Raw genomic sequence first — 20717 nt, 5'->3', positions numbered from 1 at the left:
CTCTGGGATCAGCCGCGATCAATCCTTACCGGGAACGCCCGGCCGCGGCTGAAGCCGCTCCTACGCGATGGACGAAGCGCCGTCGCCAGCCTCAGGCCGGCTTGAACCACAGTGTCGCCACTACGCCCTTGGTGGCGCCCGGACGCACGTTGACCTGCCAACCATAGAGATCGCAGAGGCGACTGACGATGGACAGACCGATGCCGCCACCCTGCGAATGGCCCGCGTGGGTGCCGCGGTAGCCGCGCTGGAACAGCTTGGCCGCGTCCTCCTCGCTCAGACCCGGGCCGGAATCGATCACCTGCACCGCGTCGCTCAGCACGCGCACCACCACCTGCCCTTCCTGGGTGTACTTGACGGCATTGCCGATCAGATTGCCCAGCGCCACCGACAGCGCCGCCTCCGGTGCATCGATGGTGAGGTTGCGCTCGCCTTCCAGCAGCAACTGCAGCGGCTTGCCGCCCAGTTGCGCGCGATGCGACTCGATCAACTGCTCGGCCACCTTGGCGACGTTGCTGTGGCCCTGCCCGCGCTCGTTGCGCGACAGCAGCAGCAGCGACCCGATCAAGTCGCTGCACTGCTGTTCGGCGCGCTGGATGCGCTGCAGGCGCTGCAGCACTTTCTCGTCGAGATTGGGCCGGGTCAGCAGCAGCTCGGTGGCGCCGCGGATCACCGCCAGCGGCGTGCGCAGTTCATGGCTGACGTCGGCATTGAACTCGCGGTCGCGCTGCACCACTTCGGTCAGGCGCGCCGAATAGTCGTCCAGCGCCTCGGCCAGCTGGCCGACCTCGTCGTCGGGGAAGTGCGGCGCCAGCGGCTTGGGGTCGCTGCTGCCGCGATAGGCGCGCAGGCGCGCGGCCAGGTCCGACACCGGCCGCATCACCCGCGACGCCGACCACCAGCCGATCACCAGCGACAACGCGCTGAACACCAGCACCGACAGGATCAGGGTGCGCTTGAGCTGCACCTCGCCCTGCATGGTCTGGGTCATGTCATAGGCGAGGAAGAACCAGACGTTCGGGGTCTTGCGCACCGCCACCTTGTAGGAGAACGGCTTGCCGGTTTCGTCGCGACCGGACACGTTGTGGATGCCGTCGGAGAAGTTGTACCACTCCGGCTGCTCGCGCCGCAGCGCCTCGAAGCGGTCGCTCTTGACCACCCGGCCGACCATCTGCTGCACCGGCAGATCCGGGTTCTTCGACGGATCGGAGAAGAACCGGTGCGAGTATTCGTCGATGTTGCGGTTCAGCACCACCTCGACCAGCTGGTTCTCCACGCGTGCCCGCGCCCAGTTGGTGGCGAACGCGAACAGTGCGGTCAGGCCGAAGCCCAACAGCACGAACGAGAGGATGATGCGGCTGCGGAGGCGGCGGCGGTAGCGTCCGCGCCGCCGCACCACACGCGGCAACGCAGGCGCTTCAGGCATCGGGTGCGGCGATGCGGTAGCCGATGCCGTGGCGGGTCTGGATCATCGGCACGTCGAACGGCTTGTCCACCACCGCGCGCAGACCATGGATATGCACGCGCAGGGAATCGGAATCGGGCAGTTCCTCGCCCCAGACGCGGGTTTCCAGTTCCTGCCGGGTCACCACCGCCGGCGCGGCTTCCATCAGCGCCTGCAGGATCTTCAGCGCGGTGGGATTGAGCTGCAGCAGCTTGCCCTGGCGACGCACTTCCAGCGTATCCAGGTTGTATTCCAGATCGCCGGTCTCCAGCACCCGGGTGTGCACGCCCTTGCCGCGGCGCGACAGCGCGTTGAGCCGCACTTCCACTTCCTGCAGCGCGAACGGCTTGATCAGGTAGTCGTCGGCGCCGGAATCGAAGCCGGCGAGCTTGTTGTCCAGCGAATCGCGCGCCGTGAGCATCAGCACCGGCGTCTGCTTGCGCGCTTCGTTGCGCAGCTTGCGGCAGACCTCGATGCCGTCCATGCCGGGCAGATTGAGATCGAGCACGATCGCATCGAACTCGTGCACCACCGCCAGGTGCAGACCGGTGACGCCATCGGCGGCGAAATCGACGGTATGACCGCGATCCTCGAGATAGTCGCCGAGATTGGCAGCGATGTCGCTGTTGTCTTCGATCACTAGAATTCGCACCAACATGTACCCCGTCAGTCGTACTACGTATCAGTAGAGTGCGCCGCGGATGCCGCGCCTCCTCGTCGTCCACAGCGGCACGCCGCCATGGTATTTGCAATGCGTTCCGATGGATGCCCAGGCGAACTTTCGCCCTCGCGATCCACCTGACGATTCGCTGCCTTGGACAGCTCGTCGCCGCTATCAGTTCTCGCTCCAGCCGATCCGCTCGCGAGCTACGGCGCTCGCAAACGGCGCGGCCTGCCATTCGTTCTTCGGCAACGCCTGCGCCAAGCCAGGCTCGCCTGCTTCTTGAACACGTTCACCCGAGTCAGATCGCTGCCGAATTGTACTGAGTTGCCGTGCGAACACTTTCTTCACGTTCATGGGCGCCTCACCTTGGCGCCGTGACCGATCCGGGCTCCTGCATTCCGCAGTTCCCCATTGCGTCGCAATGTAGCTGCCGCGCAAACATGCCCGCAAGCGCGACCCCGGCGTCGGCCGGGGTCTGCGATCGCCAACAAATCGCCCAAGAAAAAGACCCAGGCAGCGGAGCTGCCTGGGCCGAAAGTTTTTCTATCCCGATTACCGTTCCTGCTGAGGAGGGCAGAGCTGCGGTCCGGAGAAGCTTACGCAGGGCGGAATTAAACCGGTGTTAAGCCAGAACGAACGGCCAGTAATGCGACTAAGCCCCTGATTTCTTTCGTTTCAGGCAAGCTTCGAGGTGCTCGATGACCTTGCCGGCGATATCCAGTCCGCAGACCGTCTCGATGCCTTCCAGACCCGGGGTGGAGTTGACCTCCAGCACCAGCGGCCCGCGCTTGGAGCGAATCAGATCGACGCCGGCCACGCCCAGGCCCAGCGCCTTGGCCGAGCGTACCGCGACCTCCTGCTCGCCACGGCTGGCCGCGGTCTTCTCGGCGGTGCCGCCCAGATGCAGGTTGGAGCGGAAGTCGCCCTCCGGCGCGGTGCGGCGCATCGCCGCCACCACCTGGTTGCCGACCACGAAGCAGCGCAGGTCGGCGCCCTCGGCCTCGCCGATGAACTCCTGCACCAGGAAATTGGCATACAGCCCGCGCAGCGCCTCGACCACGCCGCGCGAGGCGCTGGCCTTCTCGGTCAGGATCACCCCGGTGCCCTGGGTGCCCTCGTTCAACTTCACCACGTGCGGCGGCGGGCCGAGCATGGACAGCAGATCGCCGGTGTCGTCCGGGTTGTCGCCGAACACGGTCATCGGCATGTCGATGCCCTTGGCCGCCAGCAGTTGGTGCGCGCGCAGCTTGTCGCGGGCGCGCAGGATCGCGTCGGACGGGTTGGGCGTGCAGACGCCCATCATCTCCAGTTGCCGCAGCACCGCGGTGCCGTAGCGGGTCACCGAATTGCCGATGCGCGGGATCACTGCGTCGTAGCCGGTGATCGGCTTGCCCTTGTAATGCATGGTGAAAGCGCCGGCGGCGATGCGCATGTAGCAGCGCAGCGGGTCGAGCACGCGCACCGTGTGCCCGCGTTCGCGGCCGGCCTCGACCAGGCGCCGGGTCGAGTACAGCTTGGTATTGCGGGACAGGATGGCGAGCTTCATCGAAGGCGGCGGCGGTGGCAGGCCCGGCATCATACGTCGCGCCACCGGCGCCGCGATGCCGCACGTCGCCGCAGGTGCCGACGTCGTGGCAAGGCCAGGACGCGCGGTGATCGCCATCACCCACGTTCCGCGTGCTGTCCCACAGCCGACATCGGACCGCCCCGAAACGTTCACAAAACCGTTGCATCGTGGCGGGCGGGCCGCGTACCGGCCCGGTGCCGGCTGCCCGCGCCCCGCGCGGCAGGACCGGAACGTCTCCCCCTCTTGATTGGTGACTTTCGATGACCCCCACTTCCAGATCCTTGCGCCCGCACGCGCTGGTGCTCGCCATCGTGTCCGCCCTGCCGGCCTTCGCCGCGCTGGCCGAGACCGCGCCGGCCGCCGCCACCGCAACCGCCGATGCGGCGGCCAGCGCGAGCGGCAACGATGCCACCATGCTCGACGCGATCACCGTCGTGTCCAGCGGCACCACCCGCCAGGTGCAGCGCATCACCCGTGAGGACATCGGAATCGCCGCCCCCGGCACCAGCGCGCTGAAGGTCCTGGACAAGCTGCCCGGCGTGCAGTTCCAGTCGGCCGACCCGTTCGGCGCCTACGAATGGTCCACCGCGATCAGCCTGCACGGCTTCGACCAGAGCCGGCTTGGCTTCACCCTGGACGGCGTGCCGCTGGGCAACATGAGCTACAGCGTCAGCGACGGCTTGCAGGTGACCCGCGCGATCATTTCCGAGAACGTGGCCTCGGTGGAACTGGCGCAGGGCGCCGGCGGCCTGGGCACGCCGTCGAGCAGCAACCTCGGCGGCACCGTGCGCTACTACTCCGCCGATCCGGATGCCGACGCCGGCTTCCGCTTCAGCCAGACCCTCGGCTCCGACAGCACCCGCCGCACCTACCTGCGCGGCGACACCGGCGACATCCACGGCTTCTCGCTGTACACCTCGCTGGTGCACGGCGAAATGGACAAGTGGAAGGGCTACGGCAACAACGAGTACAACCAGGCCAACGCCAAGGCGCTGTACCAGTGGGGCGATGGCAACCGGGTCAGCCTGTACCTGGACAGCTCGCACCGCAAGGAATACGACATCATGGACCTGTCGCTGACCTCGCAGCGAGTCCTCGGCTGGGATTGGGACTACCTGATGCCGGACTGGAACAGCGCGGTGCAGATCGCCAACGCGCTCAACGGTAAGGGCAGCTACCCGGCCAGCCTCAACGGCCTGCCGGCCGACTACGACAAGGCCGACGCGTCCTACTACTCCGGCGCCGGCCTGCGCCGCGACAACCTGGCCGCGCTCAGCGGCACGTTCAACCTCGGCGGCAGCGCCACGCTGAACCTGACCGGCTACTACCACGACAACAACGGCGAAGGCCAGTGGACCACGCCGTACGTCGCGTCCTCGCCCAGCGTGCCGCTGTCGATGCGCACCACCGACTACCGCCTCAACCGCCATGGCGTCACCGGCTCGCTGAACTTCACCGTGGCCGGCAACGAGATCGAGGTCGGCGGCTGGTACCAGAACGCCAAGACCGTGCAGGAGCGCAACTACTTCCTGCTCGACGGTCCGTTCACCGACCTGTACTACTTCAACAAGAACGGCACCCTGTTCGCGCGCGGCTTCGCCCAGCACTACGATACCGACACCACCATGATCTACGCGCAGGACACGCTGCGCCTGATGGACGAGCGCCTGACCCTGAACTTCGGCGCCAAGAAGTTGATCGTCGACACCACCGCGCAGTCGCAGGTGCCGTCCGCGTCCAATGCCGCCGGCGAGATCAAGGCCGACTCGGACCTGCTACCGCAGGTCGGCATCAACTACAAGATCGACGATCACCAGGAGGTCTACGCCTCCTACAACAAGAACATGGCCGGCTTCGGCTTCACCCCGTTCCAGGAATCGCAGGCCGCGTTCAATGCGATCAAGGGCTCGCTGGAGCCGGAGACCGCGCAGACCTACGAACTGGGTTACCGCGTGCGCGGCGCCGGCGTGGAAGCGTCGCTGGCCCTGTACCACACCACCTTCGACGACCGCCTGCTGGTCACCTCGCCGTGCAGCGCGATCCAGACCTGCTCGGCCACGCTCAACAACGTCGGTTCGGTGCGTAGCCAGGGTGCCGACCTGGCGGTGATCTGGCGTCCGATCGAACAGCTGCGCTGGCTGAACTCGCTGTCCTATGACGACTCGACCTACCAGGACGACTACCTCAACGGCGGTGTGGTGGCGACCTCCGGCAAGCGCGTGGTCGGCATCCCCGAGTGGATGTTCTCCAGCAGCCTGGCCTACGAGAACGCCGGCTGGCACGCCTCGCTGGACGGCAAGTACACCGGCCGCCGCTACATCAGCTACCTCAACGACTCGTCGGTGCCCAGCTACTGGCGCTTCGACCTCAGCGCCGGCTACGACTTCGGCCAGGTCGGCATGTTCCAGAACCTGGGCCTGAGCGCGAACGTCACCAACCTGTTCGACAAACGCTACTTCGCGACCGTCGGCACCAATGGCTACGTCGTCTCCGACCCCAACGGCTACAACCAGACGCTGATGGCCGGTGCGCCGCGCCAGTTCTTCGTCACCTTCAGCGGCAAGTTCTGAGCCGACGCGACACTGCCAGGGAAGGCATCACGCGCCGCCGCTGCTCTTGCAGCGGCGGCGTTTGCGTTTTGGGAGCGAGGCGAACTTGCAGGGCACGGGGATGGCCATGCGGCATTGGCCGTCGTTTCAGAATCGCATGCGCTCGAAAGGATCGCGACTGAATCTGCCGCCAGCGCCGACGCATCGCCGGGCGTCATGCGCACCCGCTGTCAGCGACGTCGAAGGCCGTCCCCATCCTTGTGGGAGGGACTTCAGTCCCGACTGCAACAGGGTCAAAGCGCCAATGGCCTCGCTTAGTGAACCCGGATCACAGTGACTTCTACAGCGGCCACATTACCTATAGGTCCTGCTCCGGCAACATCCGTGCTCAGCCAGAAACTGGCCACGCATCAGAGCGCCAGTGCAGCCACTACGCGTCGACCGCGCGGCCGATCGCCGGATCGCTCATGCTCGGCCGGCCGGTCTCGATGTGCCCGGCCAGGCGCCGCCGCCACTGCGGCAAAGTCGCGCTGTCGATGGTCAGGTCATACCAGTGGTGCTGTGCCTGCAGCGGCAGACGCAGGACGGTGCGATCACCGGCAGCCAGCGTGATCGCCTGCTCGCCACCATCGCCGCGATACCCGTTGCGCACGCGCAACGCGCAGGGCTGCTCACCGGCATTGACCAGCGTCAGCAGCAAGCATTGCGCGACGGCATCGTAGTCGGCCTCGGCCTGCAGACCGGCATCGCCGATCCCGTCGCCATGGAACTCGCGCAGGAACCCATTGGGCCCGTGCACGCGCAACGCGTAGCCGGCATCGGCGGCAGCGCCGCGCCAGGGGCGCGCATCCTGCAGCTCGCTGCCGGCGGCCAGTGTGTAGAACCAGGGCCCGGCCACACCCTCGTCGGCATAGGTATTGAGCGCAACGCCGGCCGTGCCGCGGTTGCGCATGCGCAACACGCGCGCGTCCGCCTGCACCTCTAGCCGCACATCGAAATCGTACGGCAACGCGCGTGCCGGGCGCTGCCCGGGCTCCTGCACCGGCAGCGCCTGCTGGGCAGGGCGCTGTGGCGGCGGCAGCGTCGCGGTGGCATCGATGCGGGCGATGTAGTCGCGGGTATCCGGCAAGGCAACCGGCGCCGAATCGTGGCCGACGAAGTCCAGCGTGGAGGTCAGATCGCCGGCAACCGCGCGGCGCCAGGGATTGATGTTCGGCTCCATCACGCCGAAACGCTGCTCCAGGAAGCGCAGCACCGAGGTGTGGTCGAACACCTGCGAGTTCACCCAGCCGCCGCGGCTCCACGGCGACACCACCAGCATCGGCACCCGCGGCCCCAGCCCGACCGGCACGCCGTGATAGTCCTCGCCATGCAGATCCACGTTGCTGGCGCCCAGCTCCGGCCGGATCGCCGGCAACGCCGGCGGCACGTGGTCGAAGAAGCCGTCGTTCTCGTCGTAGTTGATCAGGAACACCGTCTTCGACCAGACCTCCGGCGAAGCGGCCAGCACCTCCAGAAGCCGCGCGCTCAAGGATTCGCCATAGGCCGGGGTGGCCTCGGGATGCTCGCTGAGCAGGTACGGCGCGACGATCCACGACACCTGCGGCAGCGTACCGGCGCGCACGTCGCGCTCGAACGCGGCCACCAGGTGTTCGCCGCGCGAGGCCTTGGCGTTGTCGGCGGTGGAGCCAGGCACGATGGCGCGGCCGCGGCGGTACAACGGCGACGCGCGGTCCAGCTTGCGAAAGTTAGCGAAGTACGGATGGCTGTTGTCGCCGTAGTTATCGAACTCCTGATAGACCTGCCAACTGATGCCGGCCTGCTGCAGGCGCTCGGAGTAGGTGCTCCAGGTATAGCCGGGAAAGCGCGGATTGTCGCGCGCCATGTCCGCGGTCCAGTTGCCGTCGTCGCGGTTGTTCACCGCCTGCTCGCCGTCGTTGCCGACGCTCAGGCCGCTGGTGCCGGTGAACATGTACATGCGATTGGGATTGGTCGGGCCGAACAGCGAGGCGTGGTAGCCGTCGCAAAGGGTGAAGGCGTCGGCCAGCGCGTAGTAGAACGGCAGGTCCTCGCGCTGGAAGTGGCCCATGCTCATCGCGCTCTTCTGCGCGATCCAGGCATCGTGGTGCTTCCAGGTCTCGTGCGAGCCCTTCCAGTCGTGGTTGAGATCCTTCATCCACTGCGCGCTGCTGGTCTGGCTGTTGAGCCGGAACGGCAGCACGTAACGATCGCTGCCCTTGCGCTCGGGCTGGTACCAGACCGGCTTGCCGCTGGGCAGCCGCAGCGGCCGCGGATCGCCATAGCCGCGCACCCCGCGCAGACAGCCGAAGTAATGATCGAAGGAGCGGTTCTCCTGCATCAGGATCACCACATGCTGCACGTCCTGCAGCGTGCCGGTGACCCGCGCCGGCGGCACCGCCAGCGCACTGCGGATGACGCCCGGCAACAGCGGCATGGTCGCGCCAGCCCCAAGGGCCATGGACGTGCGGGTGAGAAAACGACGACGGCTGTGATCGACCACGAGAAGCAACACCGGCAACGAGCGAACGCTCAGGCATCGGCCAGCCTAGCGCTGGTCGATGAAGCGGGTTTGACAGTGCGCCGGCGGCTGTCTCGGCTGGCTCGCGACCGCTCAGCGCTGGTTCGACAAGACAATGAGAGAAAGGGGCCATGACCACCCTGATCCTCGCCCGCCATGGGCATGTCGACTGGATTGCACCCGAGCGGTTCCGCGGGCGTGCGGAGTTGCCGCTATCGCAGCTTGGCGAACTGCAGGCCGCAGCCTTGGCGACGCGCGTCGCGCAAAGCTGGACACCGCACGCGATCTACACCAGTCCGCTGTCGCGGTGCGTGCGGACCGGTGCGGCAATCGCGCAAGCGACCGGCGTGCCGACCAGGACCCTGGACGACCTGTCCGACATCGATTACGGCCAGTGGCAGGGACTGACGCACGACGAGGTAGGTGCAGGTTGGCCAGAGATGGCGCGGACCTGGTTCGCCATGCCCGACCTCGCAGTGATCCCAGGAGGCGAAACGCTGGCGGATGTCCTGGTTCGCGCCATGCGGGTTCTACAGAACATCCTGCACCATCACAGCGGCCAGACCGTGGTCCTCGTCGGCCACGACAGCATCAATCGGGTACTTCTGCTGCAATGCCTAGGACTTTCGCTGAGGCGCTATTGGCGCATCAAGCAGGAGCCGTGCTGCGTGAATGAAATCGTGATCGAAGAAAATGACTTCACCCTCTATCGCCTCAACGAAACCCATCACACGCTCGGGCTTCGCGCCTAGTGCAGTCCAATGCGCTTGTTTCCGGCCTTGGAAGGCACTGTCGTGCATGTGACTGCGAAGGCCTGCTCTGAGCAGAGCGCAGCCAGACACCCGGAAAAGCTCAAAGTTCTGATCATTTCAACAGTTCTTTTTGGCTGGGCCACCGAAAAATCCCAGTTCGATCCAGAGCGCCAAGGCGCGCACAGCAATTTCTAGCGAGTGACTGTCTTCGTATTTGCCCAAGCGCAGCGCTGCCAACGACTGGACGCCGGGCGGCATCATGATCGCCGCTTTCTTCTCGCCCTTCACTCTCTTCTTAACGACCAAGCTAAAATACATCAAAGGCCAGTATCGAATGGTCGGCCACATATACGTCAAGTATATTCTAGTGAGGGATAAAGGCTCCATCTGCGCCGAAAACTTGGCACCGTCGTTTCCCACCCCAGAAAAGTGAAGCAGCCCATCCTTCTCGCCGGCAACAGACAGCCCAATTTTCGCAAAGGCGTCTCTCGCCACCTCATTGAATATTTGCTTCCGCGCAACAATCGCTTCGCCTCCCTTCAAATCGATGGCCGCTCCACGCGTGACGATGCAGAGATTTTCAACCTCCTGCTCGACGCTTTCTTGATATGCCGGCAGATGCGCAGAGAGCATCTGTCCGAGTTGCTCAGGAAAGAACCGCACGAACAAATCACGCTTTCGCAAGAAATCGAGAATAGGATCATCCAAGATAAGCTCAATGGCCTTACCAACCTCTTCTCGAGAGGTGGCATTCCACTCCGCGAGTCGGACGCCAAGCTCACTCTCACGCTCCTTAGCGGCAACAAAGAATTCTGGAAAGGACTGATTTTTGATGAACCTTTGATAGCTATCAGACCCAAAAACTGCTGTCGCCAGAGACATCTCGCCCTGGATACTTGAAAACCCCCGACCGACGAAAATCTCGTCTATCGAGGCCAGATTCATATTCTCGCTTGAAATTTGCAAAATGAAGTTCACTCTTGTAATGCCGGAGACAACCGATTTCCGAATGTGGTCAAGACGCACCAAAGCGATACGTCTTTCATGCCCCTCAAAGCGCGCTCCACTTCTCAACCCACGCGATAGTCCGCCAAGCCCGACCTATAGAAAATCAAGCCAGTAAATTGGATGGTTCCAAGATACTCGCCTTGGTCGAAAAGACGTAGCGCGCGCCGACCATGGGCTTCAGATCAGCGGGAACAAAGAAGCGCGCATACAGGCCAGCCGAGCGCGAAATGATAAGAGGCTTGGGCAAGATTGATGCCTCGATTGATACCTCGGAGGGCATCGCTCGGAATCATCAATCGGCCTGAATCTTCAACCCAGTCAATCACTTGCAGACTAAGTTGGAACGTGGAGCGGGCGATGGGAATCGAACCCACGTCAGTAGCTTGGGAAGCTACAGCTCTACCATTGAGCTACGCCCGCGTTGCCGGTGCAGTCTATGCGCTGGGCCGGGGGTTGCGCAAGAAATCGGCGCAGTGCTGCAGCGTACGGACGAAACCGACACGGCCTAGTAGGGGTGTCGGAGAAATGCAGAAGGGCTTCAGTCCCGACGGCTCGAGATCAGAGGCGTCGGGGCTGAAGCCCCTCCCACAACTGGCATCCAATGCCGTTGGTTTACGTCACCCCATCTGTCCTACCCTGCCCGGCACACAGCCGGGCAAGGCAGGCAACGTCGGGCAGTGCTTAGAAGCTGCCGCCGAAGTTCACGAACAGCGAGGTGTCGTGTGCGCGCGACTGGCCGGTGGTGGTGGCGAGGCCGACGTTGCTCTCGAAGCCCCACAGCTTGGTCCGCGCGCCCAGCACCACCGACGCGTAGTTGCGGTCGAAGTTGATGCCCGGCACCGCGTACTCGCCCAGGTCGGACATGGTCTGCAGGTACGCGGTGGCTTCCTGGTTCTTCTTGAACTCGTGGTCGTAGGTGGCCTGCAGGTACGGCTTCACCGTGCCGGCATCGATGCTGGCCTTCCAGCCGATGCGGCCGACCATCGACTCGACGTCGCGGTCGCTGTAGCCCAGCGCGCTGGAGTTCGGGTTGCTCTCGGTGTAGCCGTCGAGCTTGACCTTCTGCCAGATCGCCGCGGCCACCGGGCCGTGCTTGAAGCTGCCTTCGCCGAACTCGTAGCCGCCCTGCAGCGCCGCGGTCAGGTTGCTGCCGTCCGGCGAGCCCTTGTGCTCGATGGTGGCCGGGCCGAGGTTGACCTTGCGGGTGACGTCGTAGCTCAGCCAGGTGTAGCTGACCTGGGCGTTGACCCAGGCATGCTCGCCGTACCAGCCGGCGAAGCCGCCGAGGGTGCTGTCGTCCTGGGTATAGTCGCCGCCGCGGTTGCCGAAGTCGGCATCGGTGCGACCGAAGCCGCCGAAGCCGCCGAACACCCACTCGCCACGCGACCAATCCACGCCGAACAGACCCGCCGGGGCCATGCCGTCGTACAGGTCGCCATGCTGGTAGCGCTGCATGTCGCCGCGCAGGTTGCCCCACCAGCGCACGCCATCCGCTTCCGGGCGGCCGTCGACGTGCCAGGCGACCTGGTCGGCGCGCGAGCGGCCGACCATCTGCGCCGAGTGCGTCAGGATCTGCTGGGTGCGCGGGCCTTCCAGGATCGACAGCGCGTACTGCGCCAGCAGTTCGTGGGTGCGGCCGGTCGGGTGCACGCCGTCGGCGAACACGTAGGTGTCGGCGGCATCGGCGCTCACGTAGCTGGTCGGGTTGCAGGTCAGCGACTGCGCGGTGATCTGCGGCTGGCAGGCGGTGCCGGTGACGTTGGTGAAGCCGTAGGCGCCCGGGTTGGCCACCACTTCCTGCAGCAGGTGGAAGGTATCGACCGGGATCACCCGCAGCCCGGCGCTCTTGAGGCCGGAGAACAGCGCGGTGTTGTAGGCGGTGGCGAGCGCGGTGCCCTGCGCCATCGCCGCGGCGCCGCCGGCGCGGAAGCGCGGGGTGATGCCGACGTCCGGCAGGTTGTTGACCATGACGTAGCGCGCACCGGCGTTCTGCAGGCTGGCGACGATGCCCACTTCGGCGGTCACGGCATTGCCGATGGTGGCCTGCACCGGCGCACCGCCGGCGATGGCGAACAGGTCGTTGGCACCGCCCCACACCGAATACAGCGCGTTCGGGTCGGCCTTGCCGCCGTTGGCGGCCAGGTAGTTGCTGGCCTGGGTGGCCAGCGACGGCGCCACGCCCAGCGCGCTCGGGTTGGCCACGCCGACACGGGCATTGCCGGCGGCATAGTCGTCGCCGATCTGGCCGTTGCCGTTGGCGGCGGCGTTGGTGCCGTAGTACTCGGCCACGTACTGCGCCCAGACGAAGTCGGGGTTGGTGGTGAACTGGCCGGTCACCGCACGCACCGAGGCCGGCAGCAGCGGACGGTAGTAGCCCGCGTCGGTCAGGCTGTCGCCGAAGAACACGGTGCGGCTATAGGTGGACTGCGCGAACGCAGGTGCGGCGGCGAGCACGATCGCGGCGGCGAGCAGCGAGCGGAGCGGACGGATGGACGAAGTCATGGAAGCCCTCCCGGGCAGAAATGGAACACGAGAAATGCAGCGAAACGGGGGAGCGGCCGCACCATACGTAGCCGCATGGCCGACATCATTCCACCTCTGCCGGACACGCTCACGTTGCACTGCCGCAAGATTGCGACTCGCACGCCCACGGCGCACATTGCACAATGATGGCATGAACATCGAATTGAACGGCAGACAATGCACGCTGGCGCCGGCCACCACCGTGGCCGCGCTGCTGCAGGCCGAAGGACTGGGCCAGCGGCGCGTGGCGGTCGAGGTCAACGGCGAGATCGTGCCGCGCGGCGCGCATGCCGAGCACGAACTGCACGCCGGCGACCGGGTCGAGATCGTGCACGCGCTGGGCGGCGGCTGAATCTCACCGCCGTGCGCGGGCTCGGCAGGGCCGGTGCGATGGGCGATAATCCGCCGATGAACGCTCCCGCCCCCCACGATGCGCTGGTGATCGCCGGCAAACCCTACCGTTCGCGCCTGCTCACCGGCACCGGCAAGTTCGCCGATCTCGAACAGACCCGCCTGGCCACCGAGGCAGCCGCCGCGCAGATCGTCACCGTGGCGATCCGCCGCAGCAACATCGGCCAGAACCCGGGCGAGCCCAACCTGCTCGACGTGCTGCCGCCGGAGCAGTACACCATCCTGCCCAACACCGCCGGCTGCTACACCGCCGAGGACGCGGTGCGCACCTGCCGGCTGGCGCGCGAACTGCTCGACGGCCACAACCTGACCAAGCTGGAAGTGCTGGGCGACCAGCGCACCCTGTTCCCGGACGTGGTGCAGACCCTCAAGGCCGCGGAAATCCTGGTCGCCGACGGCTTCGAGGTGATGGTCTATACCAGCGACGACCCGATCCTGGCCAAGCGCCTGGAAGAGATCGGCTGCGTGGCGGTGATGCCGTTGGCCGCGCCGATCGGCTCCGGCCTGGGCATCCAGAACCGCTACAACCTGCTGGAGATCATCGACAACGCCAAGGTGCCGATCATCGTCGACGCCGGCGTCGGCACCGCCTCGGACGCGGCGATCGCGATGGAGCTCGGTTGCGACGGCGTGCTGATGAACACCGCCATCGCCGGCGCGCGCAATCCCGTGCTGATGGCCAGCGCCATGCGCAAGGCGGTGGAAGCCGGCCGCGAGGCGTTCCTGGCCGGGCGCATCCCGCGCAAGCGCTACGCCAGCGCCTCCTCGCCGGTCGACGGACTGATCGGGTGAGGTCGCAGGCATGACCGATCCGTTCTCCAGCGCCGGCGCCAAGACCCCGCCGAAACCCTTCACCGTCGAGGAAGGCCATCGCCAGGTGCGCAGCTTCGTGCTGCGCCAGGGGCGCTTCACGCCGGCGCAGCAGCGCGCGTTCGACGCGCTGTGGCCGCGCTTCGGCCTGGACTACAGCGGCCAGCCACGCGATCTGGACGCCACTTTCGGCCGCACCGCGCCCAAGGTGCTGGAGATCGGCTTCGGCAACGGCGCCGCGCTGCGCCATGCCGCGCAGCACGACCCCAGCCGCGACTACATCGGCATCGAGGTGCATGCGCCCGGCGTGGGCCGCCTGCTCAACGCCCTGGCCGAGGACGGCGCCGATCACGTGCGCCTGTACCACCACGATGCGGTGGAGGTGCTGCAGCACGAGATCGCCGACGGCAGCCTGGACGAAGTGCGCATCTACTTCCCCGACCCCTGGCACAAGAAGCGCCACAACAAGCGGCGCCTGCTGCAGCCGGCCTTCGCCGCGCTGCTGGTGCGCAAGCTGCGCGCCGGCGGCCGCCTGCACTGCGCCACCGACTGGGCCGACTACGCCGAACAGATGTGGGACGTGCTCGACGCCACCCCCGGCCTGGTCAACCGCGCCGGCCCGCGCGGCCACGTCCCGCGCCCGGACTGGCGCCCGCAGACCCACTTCGAGACCCGCGGCCAGAATCTGGGGCATGGGGTGTGGGATTTGCTGTACGACCGGGAATCGGGAACGGGGAATGGGGAATCGGAAGAGCCCTCGTCTGCCGCCCCCCGCTAGCGACGACCTGCGACGACCGGCCGCTTCTGCCATTCTCCATTCCCGATTCCCCATTCCCGGCCTCGCATGGATACCGCGCTGACGCTGACCACCGATATGAAGCTCGTGCTCGGGCTGGTCGGCTTCACCATGGCGATGTTCGTGTTCGAGCGGATCCGTGCCGACGTGGTGGCGCTGGTGGTGCTGGTGGTGCTCGGGGTCACCGGCCTGATCGCGCCGGAGGAGCTGTTCAGCGGCTTCTCCGGTAACGCGGTGATGAGCATCATCGCCACCACCATCCTCGGCGCCGGGCTGGAGCGCACCGGCGCGCTGAACCGGCTGGCCTCGTGGCTGCTGCGCCGCGCACGCGGGGTGGAGGAGCGGCTGATGCTGCTGACCACCGCCATCGCCGGGCTCAATTCCTCGTTCATGCAGAACCCGTCGGTGATGGCGCTGTACCTGCCGGTGGCCTCGCGCCTGGCCGGACGCACCGGGCTGACCCTGCAGCGGCTGCTGCTGCCGATCGCCGCGGCCATCGTGATGGGCGGCGCGCTGACCATGGTCGGCAACTCGCCGCTGATCCTGCTCAACGACCTGCTGCAGTCGGCCAACAACAACCTGCCCTCGGGCATGGCCACCATCGAGCCGCTGCGCATGTTCGCGCCGCTGCCGATCGGCGTGGCGCTGCTGGCGGCCTCGCTGATCTATTTCCGCGTGCGCGGCGACAAGGCGCTGGCCGAAGAAGAGCGGCTGATCAACGATGGCGTCACCCCGGCGCGCACCGAGAGCTATTTCGCCCGCACCTACGGCATCGAAGGCGATGTGTTCGAGCTGATCGTCAGCGCCGACAGTCCGCTGGTCGGCATGACCCTCGGCGAAGCCGAGACCGTGCACAACGCACCGCTGCTGCTCGCCCTGAAGACCGGCAACGACACCCGTCTGGCGCCGCCGGCGGACATGCGCATCTGGGTCGGCAGCGTGCTCGGGGTGATGGGCGCGCGCCAGCAGGTCGCCGATTTCGCGCAGAACCAGTTCCTGCGCCTGTCCTCGCGCCTGCGCAACCTCGGCGACCTGTTCAACCCCAGCCGCGCCGGCATCTCCGAGGCGGTGATCCCGCCGACCTCGCGCTTCATCGGCAAGAGCGCGGCAGAACTGCGCCTGCGCAAGCAGGCCGGGATCAGCCTGCTGGCGATCAACCGCGACAAGCAGGTGATCCGCGAGGACGTGCGCAAGGTGCCGCTGCGCGCCGGCGACATGCTGGTGTTCCACAGCATCTGGCAGGATCTGGCGCAGGCCTCGGAAAGCCGCGACTTCGTGGTGGTCACCGACTACCCCAAGGGCGAGCACCGCCCGCACAAGTTCAAGATCGCGATGACGATCTTCGCCCTGACCATCCTGATCGCGCTGACCTCCAGGCTGCCGGTGGCGCTGACCCTGATGACCGGCGTGGCCGGCATGCTGCTGACCGGCGTGCTGCGCATGGACGAGGCCTACGCGGCGATCAACTGGAAGACCGTGTTCCTGATGGCCGGGCTGATCCCGCTGGGCTGGGCGATGGACAGCAGCGGCGCGGCGGCCTGGGTCGCCGGGCATACCATTGCGCGACTACCGGAAGGCATGCCGGTGTGGGCGCTGGAGATCGCCCTGGGCCTGCTGACCACCGCGTTCTCGCTGGTGATCAGCCATGTCGGCGCGACCATCGTGATGGTGCCGATCGCGGTCAACCTGGCGCTGGCGGCCGGCGGCAATCCCACCGCGTTCGCCCTGATCGTGGCGCTGTCGGCGTCCAACAACCTGATGACCGCGTCCAATCCGGTGATCTCGATGATCACCGGCCCGGCCAACTACCAGCCGCGCGAACTGTGGCGCGTCGGCGGCCCGCTGTCGCTGGTCTACACCCTGGTGGTGGTGCTGATGGTCAACCTGATGTCGATGGGCTGGTGGCACGCGCTGTAGCCGCGCGTCGCACCGCAAGCGCGCGCCCTGCGCGCTAGACCAGCACCACCTGCCCTGCCCGTACCTCCACCGGCACCGCATGCAGGCTCTGGCCGCGGCACGGGCCGGACACGCACAGTCCGCCCTGCAGCTCGAACGCGGCCCCGTGCGCGGCGCACACCACGTGGCCCTCGCGGCTTTTCAGGAACTGCCCCGGCGCCCAGTCCAGGCGGCGCCCGGCATGCGGGCACACGTTCAACCACGCACGCACGCGGTCGCCCTCGCGGTACAGCAGCAGCGATTCGGGCTCGCCGCCGATCAGCGCCTCGGCCTCGGCCAGCTCGCCGGAAACCAGGTCGTGCAGCGGCGCCAGCACGGCAGATGATTCGGTCATGGAACGCAGCGCGGGCAGCAAGGGGTGGTCATTCTGGCATGGGCGATCGGCAGCCGTGACGCCGCACGCCCTTCACCCGGCAAGCAAATGCAAGCCCCTGACCGCAAAGTGTTAATTTTTCGCTTAACGAAGTTTTCACTCCGTCACATAAAACAGCGCCGATACTGCGCGCCTTCGGTTCAAACTGAAACAGAGTTCTGCCATGCGCGCTCGCCTCTTCAATTTCGACCAATTCCGGCACGTCTTCGCGCCGCGCAAGCCGCGCCATCCGCTGGTCAAGCTGGCCGTGGGCCTGCTCGGCCTGGCGATCCTGGCCGGGCTGGTGTTCGTCAGCGTGTTCGTGGGCGCGGCGATGATCCTGGGCGGCATCGCGATGAAGCTGCTGAGCCAGCGCGGCAAGCGTCCGGCCACCGCGCGCCGCCATGTGGTCGATGGCGAGTATCGGGTGGTGCGCAAGCCGGCCTTGCCGCTTTAGAGCTGGGAATGGGGAATCGGGATTGGGGAATCGCGAGAGCGACATCCGCTTCCCTGTTGGAATCGGGTTGAACCCGACCCGCTAAACTGCTGCATCCCCTCTCGTTGGATGCATGCTCATGAAAGATCTGTTCGCCGCTGCCGAGGCTCCGCGCGTTCCCGTGCGTGGGCAGGGCCTGTTTCCGGTGCATCGCATCTACTGCGTGGGTCGCAACTTCGCCGATCACGCGCGCGAGATGGGCGCCAGTGCGCCGGCCTCGAAGGCCGAGCGCGGCCAGCCGACCTTCTTCATGAAACCGGCCGATGCGCTGGTGATCGGCGACGACGCCATCCCCTACCCGTCCGCGACCGAGGATCTGCACCACGAGGTCGAACTGGTGGTGGCGCTGGGCCAGGACGCGCCCGCCGGCGTGCTGCCGGTGGACGGCGCCGAGGCCCTGATCCTGGCTTACGGCGTGGGCCTGGACCTGACCCGTCGCGACCTGCAGGCCGCGGCCAAGGCCAAGGGCCTGCCGTGGGACATCGCCAAGGGCTTCGACGCCTCCGCGCCGATCAGCGAGCTGATCCCGGCTGGCGAGGTCGGGGCGCTGGAGGCCTTGAACCTCTCGCTGGAAGTCAACGGCGAGGTGCGCCAGCAATCGCTGCTGGAGCAGATGATCTGGAATGTGCCGGAGATCCTGCACGAACTGTCCAAGCTGTTCGCGCTGCGCGCCGGCGACCTGGTGTTCATGGGCACGCCGGCCGGCGTGGCCGCGCTGCGCCCGGGTGACCGCTTCAGCGCGCGCCTGGAGAACGTGGCCGAGCGGCACGGCCGCATCGTCGGCTAAGGGGCACGCCTGTCGCGCGACATACGCGCGCCTGTGATTCGACCACCACGGCGACTGCGCTAGGCTAGCGCCGCGGCGACAGGCCCGCACTGACAAGAGAGGAGTCCCGATGAGCATGATCCGCGAATTCAAGGAATTCGCCATGCGCGGCAACGTGCTGGACCTGGCGGTCGGCGTGGTGCTCGGTGCCGCGTTCGGCAAGATCGTCACCGCGCTGGTCGAGAAGATCATCATGCCGCCGATCGGATTGCTCGTGGGCGGCGTGGATTTCTCGCGCTGGGCATGGACGCTGAAGGCGGCGACGGTGGACGCGGCCGGCAAGCCGGTACCGGCCGTGGTGATCGGCATCGGCGATTTCCTCAACACCATCATCCAGTTCGTGATCGTGGCCTTCGCCATCTTCATGCTGGTCAAGGCGATCAACCGCATCGCCCGCAAGGAACCACCGGCGCCGAAGGCCCCGACCGAGGAAGTGCTGCTGCTGCGCGAGATCCGCGATTCGCTCAAGCACGAGCCGCGCCCGGAGTAAGCGCGACGGCACACGCGGCTTCCGCCATGGAGGCCGCGCCGTGCACGGCGGTGAGGCACTGCTAAGCTCGCGGTTCCTGTGTCCGCGGAGTTTTCCATGCGTCGTCTTGCCGTCGTCATCGCTGCTGTGCTGAGTCTGTCCTCTCCTGCGGTTGCCGCCGAGGCCACGCGCATCCCGGAGGCGGCACTCCGCGACGCGGCGGCCTTGCGCGAGCGGGCACTGGCCGACGACACCGGCTGGAAGGTGGTCGAGTCGCTGACCACCGAGATCGGCCCGCGGATGGCGGGCAGCGAGGCCGATGCACGCGCGGTGGCCTGGGCCACGGCGAAATTCAAGGCACTCGGCTTCGACAAGGTGTGGACCGAGCCGGTGACGTTCCCGAAATGGGAGCGGCGCAGCGAACACGCGCAGGTGCTCGGCGCGCATGCGCAACCGCTCACCGTCACCGCGCTGGGCGGCAGCCCCGGCGGCACGGTCGAGGCCGAGGTGGTGCGCTTCGCCGACCTGGCCGCGTTGCAGGCGGCGCCGGCCGATGCGCTGCGCGGCAAGATCGCCTTCGTCGATTACCAGATGCTGCGCACCCGCGATGGCAAGGACTACGGCAACGGCGGCGCGGTGCGCAGCAAGGGGCCGTCCGAAGCGATCCGCAAGGGCGCGATCGGCTTCGTGATGCGCTCGGCCGGCACCGATTCGCACCGCGTGCCGCATACCGGCATCACCCGCTTCGACGAAGGACTGACGCCGGTGCCGGCGGCGGCGCTGTCGGTGCCCGACGCCAACCAGCTGGCGCGCCTGCTCGCGCGCGGCCCGGTACGCCTGCGCCTGGCGCTGGACTGCGGCTGGGACGGCACCGCCACCTCCTACAACGTGATCGGGCAGATCACCGGGCGCACGCTGCCGAACGAGGTGGTGCTGATCGGCGGGCACCTGGATTCCTGGGACCTGGGCACCGGCGCGATCGACGACGGCGCCGGCGTGGCGATCAGCATGGCCGCCGGGCATCTGATCGGCCAGCTCAAGCAGGCGCCCAAGCGCAGCATCCGCGTGATCGCCTTCGCCAACGAGGAGCAGGGTCTGTACGGCGGCAAGGCCTACGCGCAGGCGCATGCCAAGGACGTGGCGCGGCACCAGATCGCCGCCGAGAGCGACTTCGGCGCCGGCCGCATCTATGCCTTCAACACCGGCTCCGGCGATGCCGCCGGCTCGCGCGCGGCGACCCGGCAGATCGCCGAGGCGCTGGCGCCGCTCGGCATCGCCTATGCGCCGGACGCCGGCGGCCCCGGCCCGGACGTCGGTCCGCTCGCCGCCAAGGGCGGCGCCTGGGCCTGGCTGGCGCAGGACGGCAGCGATTACTTCGATCTGCATCACACCGCCGACGACACCCTGGACAAGATCGACCCGAAGGCGCTGGCGCAGAACGTCGCCGCGTATGCGGTGTTCGCATATCTGGCGGCGCAGGCCGACGGCGGTTTCGGCAGCCAGGCCAAGACAGTGGAACCGCCCAGGGAGTAAAGTAAACCGGACCTGCGCAGGA

The 20717-nt window shown here is 66.9% G+C and carries 18 protein-coding genes and 1 tRNA gene; 10 read left to right on the top strand and 9 right to left on the bottom strand.

What is annotated here, in order from left to right:
- Positions 1-91: 91 nt before the first annotated feature.
- From RAB70_RS09010 to rimK, 4 genes are all read right to left on the bottom strand, one after another.
- Positions 92-1426 carry a HAMP domain-containing sensor histidine kinase gene (locus RAB70_RS09010; RefSeq protein WP_148828478.1) on the bottom strand — a complete coding sequence of 445 codons (1335 nt, stop codon included), beginning with the start codon at positions 1424-1426 and terminating at the stop codon, positions 92-94.
- Positions 1419-2096: a response regulator transcription factor gene (locus RAB70_RS09005; protein ID WP_010340533.1), complete on the bottom strand. Its 678-nt coding sequence runs from the start codon at positions 2094-2096 to the stop codon at positions 1419-1421. Before RAB70_RS09005 ends, RAB70_RS09010 begins: the two co-directional genes overlap by 8 nt.
- Positions 2097-2279: 183 nt before the next feature.
- Positions 2280-2462: a hypothetical protein gene (locus tag RAB70_RS09000; protein ID WP_148828479.1), complete on the bottom strand. Its 183-nt coding sequence runs from the start codon at positions 2460-2462 to the stop codon at positions 2280-2282.
- A gap of 298 nt (positions 2463-2760) precedes the next feature.
- Complete coding sequence (gene rimK, locus RAB70_RS08995; protein ID WP_026143298.1) at positions 2761-3654, bottom strand: 30S ribosomal protein S6--L-glutamate ligase; 894 nt, start codon at positions 3652-3654, stop codon at positions 2761-2763.
- Positions 3655-3935: 281 nt separating this feature from the next.
- Here rimK and RAB70_RS08990 point away from each other — a divergent pair, with 281 nt between their 5' ends.
- Positions 3936-6245, top strand: coding sequence for a TonB-dependent receptor (locus tag RAB70_RS08990; protein WP_148828480.1), 2310 nt, complete (start codon positions 3936-3938; stop codon positions 6243-6245).
- Between the two features lie 409 nt (positions 6246-6654).
- On the opposite strand, the gene RAB70_RS08985 is transcribed toward RAB70_RS08990, so the two are convergent.
- Complete coding sequence (locus tag RAB70_RS08985; RefSeq protein ID WP_192578922.1) at positions 6655-8703, bottom strand: phosphocholine-specific phospholipase C; 2049 nt, start codon at positions 8701-8703, stop codon at positions 6655-6657.
- Positions 8704-8894: 191 nt separating this feature from the next.
- Between RAB70_RS08985 and RAB70_RS08980 the strand changes: the two genes are divergently transcribed.
- The gene (locus RAB70_RS08980; RefSeq protein ID WP_148828482.1) at positions 8895-9515 is read left to right on the top strand and encodes a histidine phosphatase family protein; all 621 of its coding nucleotides are present in this window, start codon (positions 8895-8897) and stop codon (positions 9513-9515) included.
- A gap of 117 nt (positions 9516-9632) precedes the next feature.
- Here RAB70_RS08980 and RAB70_RS08975 read toward each other — a convergent pair whose 3' ends face one another.
- The 3 genes from RAB70_RS08975 to RAB70_RS08965 form a co-directional block, all read right to left on the bottom strand.
- On the bottom strand, positions 9633-10493 hold the full coding sequence (locus RAB70_RS08975; RefSeq protein WP_148828483.1) for a hypothetical protein: 861 nt from the start codon (positions 10491-10493) through the stop codon (positions 9633-9635).
- A gap of 376 nt (positions 10494-10869) precedes the next feature.
- Positions 10870-10943, bottom strand: a tRNA-Gly gene (locus tag RAB70_RS08970).
- A gap of 261 nt (positions 10944-11204) precedes the next feature.
- The gene (locus RAB70_RS08965) at positions 11205-13025 is read right to left on the bottom strand and encodes an autotransporter domain-containing esterase (protein ID WP_017911948.1); all 1821 of its coding nucleotides are present in this window, start codon (positions 13023-13025) and stop codon (positions 11205-11207) included.
- Positions 13026-13197: 172 nt separating this feature from the next.
- Here RAB70_RS08965 and thiS point away from each other — a divergent pair, with 172 nt between their 5' ends.
- The 4 genes from thiS (at position 13198) to RAB70_RS08945 (ending at position 16980) form a co-directional block, all read left to right on the top strand.
- The gene (gene thiS / locus RAB70_RS08960; protein WP_017914741.1) at positions 13198-13398 is read left to right on the top strand and encodes a sulfur carrier protein ThiS; all 201 of its coding nucleotides are present in this window, start codon (positions 13198-13200) and stop codon (positions 13396-13398) included.
- 56 nt (positions 13399-13454) lie between these two features.
- Positions 13455-14249, top strand: coding sequence for a thiazole synthase (locus RAB70_RS08955; protein WP_017910410.1), 795 nt, complete (start codon positions 13455-13457; stop codon positions 14247-14249).
- Between the two features lie 10 nt (positions 14250-14259).
- Entirely contained in the window at positions 14260-15045 is a 786-nt protein-coding gene (trmB, locus tag RAB70_RS08950; protein ID WP_148828484.1) for a tRNA (guanosine(46)-N7)-methyltransferase TrmB, read from the top strand.
- 66 nt (positions 15046-15111) lie between these two features.
- Positions 15112-16980, top strand: coding sequence for an SLC13 family permease (locus RAB70_RS08945; protein ID WP_010341810.1), 1869 nt, complete (start codon positions 15112-15114; stop codon positions 16978-16980).
- A gap of 34 nt (positions 16981-17014) precedes the next feature.
- Here the strand turns inward: RAB70_RS08945 and RAB70_RS08940 are convergent, their stop codons facing one another.
- On the bottom strand, positions 17015-17353 hold the full coding sequence (locus RAB70_RS08940; protein ID WP_148828485.1) for a Rieske (2Fe-2S) protein: 339 nt from the start codon (positions 17351-17353) through the stop codon (positions 17015-17017).
- A gap of 202 nt (positions 17354-17555) precedes the next feature.
- Here RAB70_RS08940 and RAB70_RS08935 point away from each other — a divergent pair, with 202 nt between their 5' ends.
- From RAB70_RS08935 to RAB70_RS08920, 4 genes are all read left to right on the top strand, one after another.
- Positions 17556-17828 carry a hypothetical protein gene (locus tag RAB70_RS08935; RefSeq protein ID WP_017910413.1) on the top strand — a complete coding sequence of 91 codons (273 nt, stop codon included), beginning with the start codon at positions 17556-17558 and terminating at the stop codon, positions 17826-17828.
- A 118-nt stretch (positions 17829-17946) separates the two neighbouring features.
- On the top strand, positions 17947-18654 hold the full coding sequence (locus tag RAB70_RS08930) for a fumarylacetoacetate hydrolase family protein (protein WP_148828486.1): 708 nt from the start codon (positions 17947-17949) through the stop codon (positions 18652-18654).
- Positions 18655-18763: 109 nt separating this feature from the next.
- Entirely contained in the window at positions 18764-19183 is a 420-nt protein-coding gene (gene mscL / locus RAB70_RS08925; RefSeq protein ID WP_017910415.1) for a large-conductance mechanosensitive channel protein MscL, read from the top strand.
- Positions 19184-19279: 96 nt separating this feature from the next.
- Complete coding sequence (locus RAB70_RS08920) at positions 19280-20695, top strand: M28 family peptidase (protein WP_148828487.1); 1416 nt, start codon at positions 19280-19282, stop codon at positions 20693-20695.
- Positions 20696-20717 lie beyond the last annotated feature (22 nt).

The organism is Xanthomonas sontii, assembly GCF_040529055.1.
GTDB lineage: Bacteria > Pseudomonadota > Gammaproteobacteria > Xanthomonadales > Xanthomonadaceae > Xanthomonas_A > Xanthomonas_A sontii.
This window is presented reverse-complemented; position numbering and strand designations above follow the sequence as displayed.

Coding starts and splice junctions, on each gene's coding strand:
- RAB70_RS09010 (WP_148828478.1), bottom strand. CDS start 1,426: ATGCCTGAAGCGCCTGCGTTGCCGCGTGTGGTGCGGCGGCGCGGACGC.
- RAB70_RS09000 (WP_148828479.1), bottom strand. CDS start 2,462: ATGAACGTGAAGAAAGTGTTCGCACGGCAACTCAGTACAATTCGGCAG.
- rimK (WP_026143298.1), bottom strand. CDS start 3,654: ATGAAGCTCGCCATCCTGTCCCGCAATACCAAGCTGTACTCGACCCGG.
- RAB70_RS08990 (WP_148828480.1), top strand. CDS start 3,936: ATGACCCCCACTTCCAGATCCTTGCGCCCGCACGCGCTGGTGCTCGCC.
- RAB70_RS08985 (WP_192578922.1), bottom strand. CDS start 8,703: ATGGCCCTTGGGGCTGGCGCGACCATGCCGCTGTTGCCGGGCGTCATC.
- RAB70_RS08980 (WP_148828482.1), top strand. CDS start 8,895: ATGACCACCCTGATCCTCGCCCGCCATGGGCATGTCGACTGGATTGCA.
- RAB70_RS08965 (WP_017911948.1), bottom strand. CDS start 13,025: ATGACTTCGTCCATCCGTCCGCTCCGCTCGCTGCTCGCCGCCGCGATC.
- thiS (WP_017914741.1), top strand. CDS start 13,198: ATGAACATCGAATTGAACGGCAGACAATGCACGCTGGCGCCGGCCACC.
- RAB70_RS08955 (WP_017910410.1), top strand. CDS start 13,455: ATGAACGCTCCCGCCCCCCACGATGCGCTGGTGATCGCCGGCAAACCC.
- trmB (WP_148828484.1), top strand. CDS start 14,260: ATGACCGATCCGTTCTCCAGCGCCGGCGCCAAGACCCCGCCGAAACCC.
- RAB70_RS08945 (WP_010341810.1), top strand. CDS start 15,112: ATGGATACCGCGCTGACGCTGACCACCGATATGAAGCTCGTGCTCGGG.
- RAB70_RS08940 (WP_148828485.1), bottom strand. CDS start 17,353: ATGACCGAATCATCTGCCGTGCTGGCGCCGCTGCACGACCTGGTTTCC.
- RAB70_RS08935 (WP_017910413.1), top strand. CDS start 17,556: ATGCGCGCTCGCCTCTTCAATTTCGACCAATTCCGGCACGTCTTCGCG.
- RAB70_RS08930 (WP_148828486.1), top strand. CDS start 17,947: ATGAAAGATCTGTTCGCCGCTGCCGAGGCTCCGCGCGTTCCCGTGCGT.
- mscL (WP_017910415.1), top strand. CDS start 18,764: ATGAGCATGATCCGCGAATTCAAGGAATTCGCCATGCGCGGCAACGTG.
- RAB70_RS08920 (WP_148828487.1), top strand. CDS start 19,280: ATGCGTCGTCTTGCCGTCGTCATCGCTGCTGTGCTGAGTCTGTCCTCT.